6 protein-coding genes are annotated in these 12,086 nt (G+C 60.5%); 3 read left to right on the top strand and 3 right to left on the bottom strand.

Annotated elements, in window-relative coordinates; translation table 11 throughout:
- Nucleotides 1–5: 5 nt before the first annotated feature.
- Nucleotides 6–950 carry an alpha/beta hydrolase gene (locus ACVWSC_RS21425; protein WP_442109069.1) on the bottom strand — a complete coding sequence of 315 codons (945 nt, stop codon included), beginning with the start codon at nucleotides 948–950 and terminating at the stop codon, nucleotides 6–8.
- A 208-nt stretch (nucleotides 951–1,158) separates the two neighbouring features.
- On the opposite strand from ACVWSC_RS21425, the gene fadD2 reads away from it, so the two are divergent.
- Nucleotides 1,159–2,847, top strand: coding sequence for a long-chain-fatty-acid--CoA ligase FadD2 (gene fadD2, locus ACVWSC_RS21420; protein ID WP_442109068.1), 1,689 nt, complete (start codon nucleotides 1,159–1,161; stop codon nucleotides 2,845–2,847).
- Nucleotides 2,848–3,133: 286 nt separating this feature from the next.
- Nucleotides 3,134–4,831, top strand: a complete 1,698-nt coding sequence (gene fadD1 / locus ACVWSC_RS21415) for a long-chain-fatty-acid--CoA ligase FadD1 (RefSeq protein WP_442109067.1) — start codon at nucleotides 3,134–3,136, stop codon at nucleotides 4,829–4,831.
- 81 nt (nucleotides 4,832–4,912) lie between these two features.
- Here the strand turns inward: fadD1 and ACVWSC_RS21410 are convergent, their stop codons facing one another.
- Both ACVWSC_RS21410 and ACVWSC_RS21405 read right to left on the bottom strand, forming a co-directional pair.
- Nucleotides 4,913–6,220, bottom strand: coding sequence for an NAD(P)/FAD-dependent oxidoreductase (locus ACVWSC_RS21410; RefSeq protein WP_442109066.1), 1,308 nt, complete (start codon nucleotides 6,218–6,220; stop codon nucleotides 4,913–4,915).
- A 31-nt stretch (nucleotides 6,221–6,251) separates the two neighbouring features.
- A complete protein-coding gene (locus ACVWSC_RS21405) occupies nucleotides 6,252–7,616 on the bottom strand; it encodes a glutamine synthetase family protein (protein ID WP_476461710.1) in 1,365 nt (454 codons plus the stop codon).
- Nucleotides 7,617–8,174: 558 nt separating this feature from the next.
- Here ACVWSC_RS21405 and hrpA point away from each other — a divergent pair.
- The gene (gene hrpA, locus ACVWSC_RS21400; RefSeq protein WP_442109064.1) at nucleotides 8,175–12,080 is read left to right on the top strand and encodes an ATP-dependent RNA helicase HrpA; all 3,906 of its coding nucleotides are present in this window, start codon (nucleotides 8,175–8,177) and stop codon (nucleotides 12,078–12,080) included.
- Nucleotides 12,081–12,086 lie beyond the last annotated feature (6 nt).

Below are 12,086 nucleotides of genomic sequence, written 5' to 3'. Positions count from 1 at the left end.
AACCATCATTCGCTGCGGGCAGGGCGGCACAGGGCCAACGTGTGCTCCAGCCAGTCGATGACGGCGGCCGTGACCTCGTCACGGTTGGTTTCATTAAGCAGTTCATGTCGCGCTTGCGGGTAAAGCTGCAACTGCACATGCTGATTGCCTGCCAGGCGCAAAGCACCGGCCAGATCCTTCAGACGCTTGCCGGCACTGACCGGATCACATTCACCGCCCATTACCAGAATCGGCAGGTTCGGATCGATCTGTTTGAGGTTGGCCGGCAAGCTGATTTGCTCCAGGCCCATCAGCAAATCGATCCACAAGCGGTTGCTGCAGCGAAAGCCGCACAGCGGGTCGGCCACGTAGCGATCGACTTCGGCGCTGTCGCGGCTGAGCCAGTCGAAGGCCGTGCGGGTGGGTTTGAAGGCTTTGTTGAATGAGCCGAACGACAACCAGTCGATCAGCCCGCTGCGCCCCAGTGGCCCCTGGCGCCAGGCTTCCAGGCGAGCAATCAGGCAGGCTGCGCGGTACAGCGCCGGAGGCTGGAAGTTCGAGCCGCTGAGAATCGCCCCTTGCAGACTGGCGCCATGGTGCATCAGGTAAGCCTGGGCGATGTAGCTGCCCATGCTATGGCCAAACAGGAACACCGGAGTGCCAGGAAATTGCTGACCAATGTGCTGGCTGAGCAATCCCAGGTCATTGACTACCGCGCTCCAGCCATTATGGCGGGCGAACAGGCCAAGGGTGCCCAGTTCAGCAGTGCGGCCATGACCGCGCTGATCGTGGGCCAGCAAGGCAAAGCCCGCCGCGCTCAGGGCCTGGCCCAGGCGTTGGTAGCGACCGGCATGTTCGGCCATACCATGGGCCAGCAGCACCACCGCCTTGATTGGCGTGCTCGGCAGCCATTGGTAGACATACAAGCTGCAGTGATCGCTGGCCGGTAGCCAGAACGCATCGTGGTGCATGGCGAGTCCTTGTGCGCACAGATGAGAAGTCAGCTCAGTGTATAACCCAAGCGTGCAATCGAAGGGCAGCGACAAACAAGATTCACAATGTTAATGACAGCGCTTGGCGTATTTGCCGTATGCCTCATACCTGCTAACGTCGGCACAACACCTTCTATGCCAAGCAGGCAAGAGGGCAGGAGCGGCTAAGGTATGAGGACAAGAATAAATGCAGGCTGATTTCTGGAATGACAAGCGCCCCGCAGGCGTTCCTTCAAGCATAGACATGAATGCTTACAAGTCTGTGGTCGAGGTGTTTGAGCGCTCGTGCAAAAAATTTGCTGATCGTCCGGCCTTCACCAACCTCGGGGTCACCCTGACGTTTGCCGAGCTGGATCGTTACTCAGCGGCCTTTGCTGCCTACCTGCAGCAATACACCGACCTGGTGCCGGGCGACCGTATCGCAGTGCAGATGCCCAATGTGCTGCAGTACCCGATTGCGGTGTTCGGCGCCATGCGTGCCGGGCTGATCGTGGTTAACACCAACCCGTTGTACACCGCGCGTGAAATGCGCCACCAGTTCAAGGATTCCGGGGCCCGGGCGCTGGTTTACCTGAACATGTTCGGCAAGCTGGTGCAAGAAGTACTGCCCGACACCAGCATCGACTTCCTCATCGAAGCGAAGATGGGCGACATGCTGCCCGCCGCCAAAGGCTGGCTGGTCAACACCATCGTCGCCAAGGTGAAAAAGATGGTGCCGGACTACCAACTGCCTCAGGCCGTGTCGTTCAAGACGGCACTGCGCCAGGGGCGTGGCACGGTACCGAAACAGGTTGCCCTGAGCCTCGATGACATCGCCGTGCTGCAATACACCGGCGGCACCACTGGCCTGGCCAAGGGCGCGATGCTGACCCACGGCAACCTGGTGGCCAACATGCTCCAGGTGCTGGCAGTGTTTTCCCAGCATGGCGACGATGGGCAGCGCCTGATCAAAGAGGGCCAGGAGGTGATGATTGCACCCCTGCCGCTCTACCATATCTATGCGTTTACCGCGAACTGCATGTGCATGATGGTGACCGGCAACCACAACGTGCTGATCACCAATCCGCGGGACATTCCGGGCTTCATCAAAGAGCTGAAGAAGTGGAAGTTCTCCGGGCTATTGGGGTTGAACACCTTGTTCGTGGCGCTGATGAATCATCCAGAGTTCAAGAACCTAGACTTCTCTGCCCTTAAAGTCACCAATTCGGGCGGCACGGCATTGGTAACCGCCACCGCCGAACGCTGGGAAAGCCTCACCGGTTGCCGCATCGTCGAAGGCTATGGCTTGACTGAAACCTCGCCGGTGGCCAGTACCAACCCCTATGGCAAGCTGGCACGTTTGGGCACGGTGGGGATTCCGGTGCCGGGTACGGCATTCAAGGTCGTCGACGATGCCGGCATCGAGCAGCCGCTGGGTGAGCGCGGCGAACTGTGCATCAAAGGGCCGCAGGTCATGAAGGGCTACTGGCAGCATCCGGAGGCCTCGGCCGAGGCGCTGGACAGCGAGGGCTGGTTCAAGACCGGTGATATCGCCGTCATCGATCCCGACGGCTTTACCCGCATCGTCGACCGCAAAAAAGACATGATTATTGTTTCGGGATTTAACGTGTACCCGAACGAGATCGAAGAAGTGGTCATGGGCCACCCGCAAGTGGCCAACTGCGCGGTCATCGGCATCCCGGACGAGCGCTCCGGTGAAGCGGTGAAGCTGTTTGTGGTGCCGCGTGAAGGCGGGGTCAGCCTGGAAGAGCTCAAAGCCTACTGCAAGGCCAATTTCACCGGCTACAAAGTGCCGAAACAGATTGTTTTGCGTGAGTCATTGCCGATGACGGCGGTCGGTAAAATCCTGCGCCGCGAGCTGCGCGACATCGCCTAACCCCTTGTAGGAGCGGGCTTGCCCCGCGATGCGATTGTGCGGGCAACCCCGCAATCGCGGGGCAAATCCGCTCCTGCTAGTCTTTTTACTCTAAAAATGACTACGCGTTGATCAAGAGTCATTTTTGTGACTATCCGGGCTGCTTTAGCTCTAGGCGACCCTTGGTAAAGCTGCTACTCTCGGCCCGCTTTTGATGATCTGGTTTGCAATAAACCGTAATCTTATATCAATAATAATCGCATCGACTGCGGTGAAGAATTCGCTGGTGCTTGAGGAGTGGGCTTCCATGATCGAAAATTTTTGGAAGGATAAGTACCCAGTCGGGGTTGCGGCGCAGATCAACCCTGACGAGTACCCGAACATCCAGGCAGTATTGAAACAGTCCTGCCAACGCTTTGCTGACAAACCAGCCTTTAGCAACCTGGGCAAAACCCTCACCTACGGCCAGCTGTACGAGTTGTCGGGGGCCTTTGCCGCCTACCTGCAGCACCATACAGACCTGCAGCCCGGCGATCGTATCGCCGTGCAACTGCCCAACGTGTTGCAGTATCCGGTTGCGGTGTTCGGTGCCCTGCGTGCGGGCCTGATCGTGGTGAACACCAACCCGTTGTATACCGCGCGGGAAATGGAGCACCAGTTCAACGACTCCGGCGCTAAGGCACTGGTGTGCCTGGCCAACATGGCGCACCTGGCCGAGAAGGTGGTGCCCAAGACCCAAGTCAAGCACGTTATTGTCACCGAAGTGGCCGATATGCTGCCACCGGTAAAACGTCTGTTGATCAACAGCGTGATCAAGTACGTGAAGAAAATGGTGCCGGCCTATCACTTGCCGCAGGCCCTGAAGTTCAATGATGTATTGAGCAAAGGTGCTGGCAAGCCGGTGCAGGAAGCCAACCCGGGCAGCAACGATGTTGCCGTGTTGCAGTACACCGGCGGTACTACCGGTGTGGCCAAGGGCGCCATGCTGACCCACCGCAACCTGGTGGCCAACATGCTGCAGTGCCGGGCGCTGATGGGCTCCAACCTCAACGAAGGTTGCGAGATCCTGATCACCCCGTTGCCGCTCTATCACATCTATGCCTTCACCTTTCATTGCATGGCGATGATGCTGATCGGCAACCACAACATCCTGATCAGCAACCCGCGCGATTTGCCGGCGATGGTCAAGGAACTGTCGAAGTGGAAGTTCAGTGGCTTTGTCGGCCTGAACACTTTGTTCGTAGCCCTGTGCAACAACGAAAACTTCCGCAAGCTGGATTTCTCGGCGCTGAAAATCACCCTCTCCGGTGGTATGGCCTTGCAGCTGAGTGTTGCCGAGCGCTGGAAAGCGGTCACCGGCTGCGCCATCTGTGAAGGTTATGGCATGACCGAAACCAGCCCGGTGGCAACGGTCAATCCGGCCGAGCAGAACCAGGTCGGGACCATCGGTATTCCGGTTCCTTCGACCCTGTGCAAAATCATCGATGATGCCGGTGTCGAACTGCCGCTGGGCGAAATTGGTGAGCTGTGCGTGAAAGGCCCGCAGGTCATGAAGGGCTACTGGCAGCGCCAGGAAGCTACCGCCGAGATCCTCGACAGCGAAGGCTGGTTGAAGACCGGTGACATCGCCCTGATCCAGCCTGATGGCTACATGCGCATTGTCGACCGCAAGAAAGACATGATTCTGGTGTCGGGTTTCAACGTTTACCCCAACGAGCTGGAGGACGTGCTGGTGACCCTGCCGGGCGTGCTGCAGTGTGCCGCGATCGGTGTGCCGGACGAAAAATCTGGCGAAGTGATCAAGGTGTTTATCGTTGCCAAGCCGGGTGTGACGCTGACCAAAGAGCAAGTCATGACCCACATGCGTGCCAATGTGACCGGCTACAAGGTGCCGCGTTTCATCGAGTTCCGTGATGCGCTGCCAACCACCAACGTTGGCAAGATCCTGCGTCGTGAATTGCGTGATGAAGAGTTGAAGAAGCTGGGCCTGAAGAAGATCGCTTGAGGCAATGAATGATCGCGGGGCAAGCCCGCTCCTACAGGTATCCACTGTGGGAGCGGGCTTGCCCCGCGATGCTTTTCAGCCTTAACGCAATTTCTCAAGCATCTGGTAATACCACATCCCCGCCGCCAGCAACGGGTTGCCCAGCACATCGCCCATCGGCACCTTGATGTGTTTGCAGCCTGCGAAGGTATCGAACTTCTCCAGCGTTCCGGTCAGTGCCTCGGCCATGATTTCGCCCATGATATGGCTGGTGGCGATACCGTGCCCGGAATAACCCTGGCAGTACCAGACATTGTCGGAAAGCTTGCCCAACTGCGGAATGCGGTTGACCACGATACCCATGGCACAGCTCCACTGGAACTCGATCGGCACGCCCTTGAGCGCCGGGAACGTGCGCTCGATACAGGGGCGCAATTCGCCAGCGATATCCCGTGAGTCACGGCCCGAATAGTTGGCACCACCGCCGAACAACAAGCGGCCATCGCCAGTCAGGCGGTAGTAGTCAAGCACAAAGCGGCAGTCATACACCGCCAGGTCCTGGGGGTTGATCTGCGCAGCCAGCTCACCCAGCGGTGCGGTGGTGACAATGCCGCCCATGGCCGGGAAGATCTTGCCTTTGAGCTGACGCTTTTCCAGCTTGTGATACACGTCACCGGCCAACAGAATCTGCTTGGCCTCGACCCGACCGTGCGCGGTGACAACGGCCGGTTGCGGGCCGTGGACAATCTCCAGCACCTCGGAGTTTTCGAAGATCAGCGCGCCCAGGCTGTGGGCGGCGCGCGCCTCGCCCAGGCACAGGTTGAGCGGGTGCAGGTGCAGGTTGCGCAGGTTCTTCAGCGCCCCTATGTACAGCGGGCTTTGCAGGTGTTCGGCCACGGCCTTGCGGTCGAGCAACTGCACCTGCTCACCCATGCCGCGGCGCTGTGCTTCGGCTTCGAACGCCTGCAGTTCCTGCAGGTGCGAGGCTTTCATGGCGGCATGCAAGTGGCCGCGTTTAAGGTCACAGGCAATGCCGTAGCGCTCGACACGCTGTTCGATGATTTGATGGCCGCGCCAGCGCAGGTGCCAGATGAAGTCATCGACGTCTGCGCCGAGCTTTTCGCGCATCTGCTTGCGCATCGCCTCATCGCCCGACAGGCTGCCGGTGACCTGGCCACCGTTGCGTCCGCTGGCACCCCAGCCGATGCGGTTGGTCTCGACAATGGCCACCTTCAGGCCGCGCTCGGCCAGCTCTACGGCGCTGGCCACGCCAGTAAATCCGCCACCGATAATCGCCACATCGACCTTTACCGTACCTTTGAGCGTTGGGTATTCGGTGCTGTCATTGAGGCTGGCGGTGTAGTAGGAGGCACTGCGTTGAGCGGTGCCGGTATTTGCGGCTGCGTTCATAACAAATCCTTGGCGCAAAAATAAAAAGACATCAGGCCTGGGTCAGGTACCAGCGCCAATCCTGCTCGCCAACTTCGGCCATGAACTGCCGGTACTCAGCGCGTTTGACTGCCAGGTACACGCCGAGGAAGGCCTCTCCGAATGCTTCACGTGCCCACTCCGACGACTCCAGCGCTTTAAGCGAGGTGAGCCAGTCGGTAGGCAGCAGTTCTTTGGCCTGGGCATAGCCATTGCCTTCCACCGGCGCGCCGGGATCAAGCTGCTGGCGGATGCCGTGGTGCAGGCTGGCCAGAATCGCTGCAGCCGCCAGGTAAGGGTTGGCGTCGGCGCCACAGATGCGGTGTTCGACATGTCGGCTGTTGGCCGGGCCGCCGGGTACACGCAGGCTTACGGTGCGGTTATCGACACCCCAGGTTGGGGCCAGCGGCTCATAGCTGTTGGCCTGGAAGCGGCGGTAGGAGTTGGCGTTGGGGCAGAACAGCAGCAGCGAGTCGAGCAGGTGCTTGAGCATGCCACCGACCGAATGCCGCAGCAGCGGTGTACCGGCCTTGTCTTCACTGGCGTACAGGTTATTGCCTTGGGCATCGGCCAGGCTGACGTGCATGTGCATGCCGGTGCCAGCCAGGTGATCGAACGGCTTGGCCATGAAGCAGGCCTGCATACCGTGCTTGTGCGCTACGCCTTTGACCAGGCGCTTGTAACGCACGGCCTGGTCCATGGCCAGCAATGCATCGCCGTGCTCCAGGGTGATTTCGACCTGGCCGGGGGCGTATTCGGAGATGGCCGTGCGCGCTGGAATGCCCTGGGCTTTACAGGCGCTATACAGGTCAGCGAGGAACGGTTCGATCTGTTCCAGCTCGCGCAAGCCATACACCTGAGTGCTGCGCGGGCGCCCGCCGTCGGCGTCCAGTGCGGCCTGCGGGCGACCGTGGCTGTCGCGTTTCTGGTCGAGCAGGTAGAACTCCAGCTCGCAGGCCATCACCGGGTGGTAACCCTCGGCTTTAAGCGCGTCGATAACCTTGACCAGCAGGTGGCGCGGATCGGCGATGGTTGCCGGCATGCCTTCTGTAGGGTGCATGCTGACCTGTACTGCCGCCGTGGGAATCTGCCGCCAGGGCAGGCGCACCAGGCTGTTTTCCAGCGGATAGGCACGGCAGTCGATGTCGCCGACGTCCCACACCAGGCCTGAGTTTTCCACATCGTCGCCGTTCAGGGTCAGGCCAAGGATGGTGCTGGGCAGCGGACGGCCGCTTTCATACACCGCCAGCAGCTCTTCGCGGTGCAGCAGCTTGCCGCGTGGTACGCCGTTGGCATCGAGAATGAACAGTTCGATCATCTCGATATCAGGGTTGTTGGCCAGGAACGTTCGGGCTTGCTCGATGGGGGCAAATTGCATGGTGCTCTCGCTCGCGCTGTCAGGCGCACAGGACTGCAGCCGCCGAAGGGCAACAGTCATGACAAATAGGGTCGGCCAGGGACTGGCCGTTCGATTCAGTCTAGTGCGAGCAGGGCGTCTGGTGGGCGGGCATGGCGGCAGTGCCACAAGGCCCAAAAGGCGAGAATGATATGAACCAGCGGATTTTCCCCGGAGCGGGCCCGTACCTTCGGGAACGAAGGGCGCGATAGCGGGCGGGGTAGGCACAGGGGCGAAGTCATGCCGGGATACTCCCACGCCAGTGAAGGTTCATTAAATCAGCCTTTGTATACCTTTAGGTTGTGGGCGGCTAAACAAAGGGGGCTTGAGGTGGGCTTATCCATCAGGCCCTGCCTGTAGGAGCGGGCTTGCCCCGCGATCGCGATCTTTCTGTCACATCGCTTCGCGGGGCAAGCCCGCTCCTACAGTCACCTGGCCTTTACGGGTGCGGTGCCGAGCGGGGGTAAATCTGCGACAATCGCAACCCTTCCTATGCCGATCATGAAAAAGCAGGCTCACCTGCACGACTAAAAAGCCCCCATGACTGACCACGCTATCGATCAACTGCTGAAAAACCTCGATCACGCCATGATTGCCGAGCGCCATCGCCTGCGCCGGCAGTTGCATGAACTGCGCAAACGCCCCGACGAAGCCAAGCTGGCGCAGTGGGTCGAGAAGGTCCAGGCCTCTTGCGCCCAAGTCACGGCGCGCAAGGCCAGTGTGCCGAGCATTCGTTATGACGACAGCCTGCCGATTGCCGCCAAGCGTGACGAAATCAAGAAGCTGTTGGCGGCGCATCAAGTGTTGATCATTGCTGGCGAAACCGGTTCGGGTAAAACCACCCAGTTGCCGAAGATTTGCCTGGAACTTGGCCGTGGTCAGCATGGCCTGATTGCCCATACCCAGCCACGGCGGATTGCCGCACGCAGCGTCGCTACCCGGGTGGCCGAGGAAATCGGCACACCGCTGGGGGCGCTGGTGGGGTATCAGGTGCGTTTCGAAGACCAGAGCGATGCCAACACCCTGGTCAAGCTGATGACCGACGGTATTCTCCTGGCAGAAACCCAGCACGACCGTTTTCTTGAGCGCTATGACACGATCATCGTCGACGAAGCCCATGAACGCAGCCTGAACATCGACTTTTTGCTCGGCTACCTGAAAACCCTGCTGCCACGGCGCCCCGACCTCAAGGTCATCATCACCTCGGCGACCATCGACCTGGAGCGCTTCTCCAAACACTTCAACGATGCACCGATCATCGAAGTGTCTGGCCGTACCTATCCGGTGGAAACCTGGTACCGGCCGCTGACCAGCGAGCAGGATGAAGAGGGCAATCAGGTCGAAGACGATTTGACCGTGGACCAGGCGATTCTCGCCACCCTCGACGAAATCGCTGCATTCGAACGCAGCCAAGGCAAGGGCTCGGGCGATGTCCTGGTGTTCCTGCCCGGCGAGCGGGAGATTCGCGATGCCGCAGAAATGCTGCGCAAGGCGCAGTTGCGCCACACCGAAATCCTGCCGTTGTATGCGCGCCTGTCACCGGCCGAGCAACAGAAGATTTTCCAATCCCATCCCGGCCGCCGTGTGGTGCTGGCGACCAACGTTGCCGAAACCTCGTTGACCGTACCGGGCATTCGTTACGTGATCGACAGCGGTACCGCGCGAATCAGTCGCTACAGCTACCGCGCCAAGGTTCAGCGCCTGCCGATCGAGGCGGTATCCCAGGCCAGTGCCAACCAGCGTAAAGGCCGATGCGGCCGGGTTGAGCCGGGTATCTGCGTGCGCCTGTACAGCGAAGAAGACTTCAACGCGCGGCCTGAATTTACCGATCCGGAGATCCTGCGAACCAACCTGGCGGCGGTGATCCTGCAGATGCTGCACCTGCGCCTGGGTGAAATCGATGCGTTCCCCTTCATTGAGCCACCGGATGGCAAGGCCATCAGCGACGGTTTCAACCTGCTGCAGGAGCTGTCAGCGGTCAACCGGGAAAACCAGCTCACGCCGCTGGGGCGGCAGCTGGCGCGCTTGCCGGTCGACCCGCGACTGGGGCGCATGCTGCTTGAAGGTGCCAAGCAAGGCAGCCTCAATGAACTGTTGATCGTTGCCAGTGCCTTGTCGGTGCAAGACCCGCGAGAGCGCCCGCCAGAGCGCCAACAGGCGGCCGATCAGGCCCATGCGCAGTGGAAAGATAGCGACTCGGACTTTGCTGCACTGGTCAACCTGTGGCGTGGTTTTGAAGAGCAACGCCAGGCCCTGACCGCCAGCCCGCTGCGCAACTGGTGCCGGAAGAACTTTCTCAACTACCTGCGCCTGCGTGAGTGGCGCGATGCCCATCGGCAACTGAGCCTGATCTGCCGTGACCTGCAGTTGAGCCTCAACAAAGAACCGGCCGACTACCCGAAACTGCACAAGGCGATCCTCTCCGGGTTGCTCAGCCAGATTGGCCAGAAGAGCGAAGACGGTGACTACCTGGGCGCGCGTCAACGGCGCTTCTGGGTTCACCCGTCGTCCGGGCTGGGTAAAAAGCGCCCGCAGTGGATCATGACTGCTGAGCTGGTGGAAACCACCAAGCTCTATGCGCGCATGGTGGCGAAAATCGAGCCGGACTGGATCGAGCCGCTGGCCACCCACCTGATCAAGAAAAACCATTTCGAGCCGCACTGGGAGAAGAGGCGCGGCCAGGTGGTGGCGTACGAGCAGGTCACGCTCTATGGCTTGATCGTGGTGGGCCGTCGCCCGGTGCACTTTGGCCCGGTCGATCCGGTGATGTCCCGGGAGCTGTTTATCCGTGAGGCGCTGGTGGGCGGGGAAATCCAGTCGAAGGCCAAGTGCCTGAGCGCCAATCGCCGTCTGCTCGAACAGCTTGACGAACTGGAGGCCAAGGCCCGGCGTCGCGACATTCTCGCCGATGACGAAACCCTGTACGGTTTCTACGAAGCGCGCTTGCCCGCCGAGATTCATCAGACTGCGACCTTCGACAGTTGGTACCGGGTCCACAGCCAGAAAGACCCGCAACTGCTGATCATGCGCGAGGAAGACGTGCTGGCGCGTGAGGCCAGCGAGGTCACTGCCGCGCAGTATCCCGATACCTTGCGTCTGGGTGACCTGAGCCTGGCGCTCAGCTACCACTTTGAGCCCAACCATCCGCGCGACGGTGTGACTGTGCGTGTGCCGGCGCCGTTGTTGCCGAGTTTGCCGGGCGAGCGCCTGGAGTGGCTGGTGCCGGGCTTGCTGGAAGCCAAATGTATTGCCCTGGTGCGCAACCTGCCCAAGGCCTTGCGCAAGAATTTCGTGCCGGTACCGGACTTTGTCAGGGCCGCCTTGCAGCGCATGACTTTCGCCGAGGGCTCGTTGCCGCAGGCGCTGGGCCGTGAACTGCTGCGCATGACCGGCGCGCGAGTCAGCGATGAAGCCTGGGCCGAAGCGGCGGGGCAGGTGGACAATCACCTGAAAATGAACCTGGAAGTGGTCGATGGCCAAGGCAAGTTCCTCGGCGAAGGCCGCGACCTGGCCGAATTGACCGCACGTTTCGTTGCCGCAAGCCAGGCCGCACTGGCAGTGCCACAGACCGAGAAAAGCCAGCAGCCGGTACAGGCCAAGGCCTTTGCCCAGGTCGCCGAGACGGCCCAGCAGAAGATTGCCGGCCTGTCGATGACGGTGTACCCGGCGCTGGTCGAAGAAAACGGCACGGTCAAGGAAGGGCGCTTCTCGACCCTGGCCGAAGCCGAGTTCCAGCATCGCCGCGCCTTGCAGCGTTTGCTCTTGCAACAACTGGCCGAGCCGGCCAAGTTCCTGCGCGGCAAATTGCCGGGGTTGACCGAACTGGGCTTGCTGTACCGCGAGCTGGGACGAATCGAGGCCTTGGTCGAAGACATCCTCCTGGCCAGCCTCGACAGCTGCATTCTCGACGGTGAAAGCAGCCTGCCGCGCGATGGTGCTGGGCTGGCCTCGCTGGCCGAGCGCAAGCGCGGTAGCTGGACTGAGCATGCCGAGCGTCTGGCCCGCCTGACCCTGGAAATCCTCAAACTCTGGCACGGCTTGCAGAAGCGCTTCAAAGGCAAGATCGATCTGGCTCAGGCCGTCGCCCTCAATGACATCAAGCTGCAACTGAGCAACCTGGTGTACCCAGGCTTTGTCCGCGAAACGCCTGGGCTGTGGCTCAAGGAACTGCCGCGCTACCTCAAGGCCATCGAGCTGCGCCTGGAAAAGCTGGGCAGCCAGGTGCAGAAGGACCGGGTCTGGAGCGGTGAGCTGGGCAATCTGTGGGCGCAATTTAAAGCGCGCGCAGACAAGCACGCCCAGGAAGGCAAGCGCGATGAGCAGCTGACCCTCTACCGCTGGTGGCTGGAGGAATATCGGGTGTCGCTGTTCGCTCAGCAACTGGGTACAAAAGTGCCGGTTTCTGACAAAAGACTCAGCAAGCAGTGGAGTCTGGTAGAAGCCTAAAGCCCT

The organism is Pseudomonas sp. NUPR-002 (genome assembly GCF_056322725.1).
The sequence above is the reverse complement of the archived record's forward strand: the minus strand, read 5'-3'. Positions and strand labels throughout refer to the sequence as shown.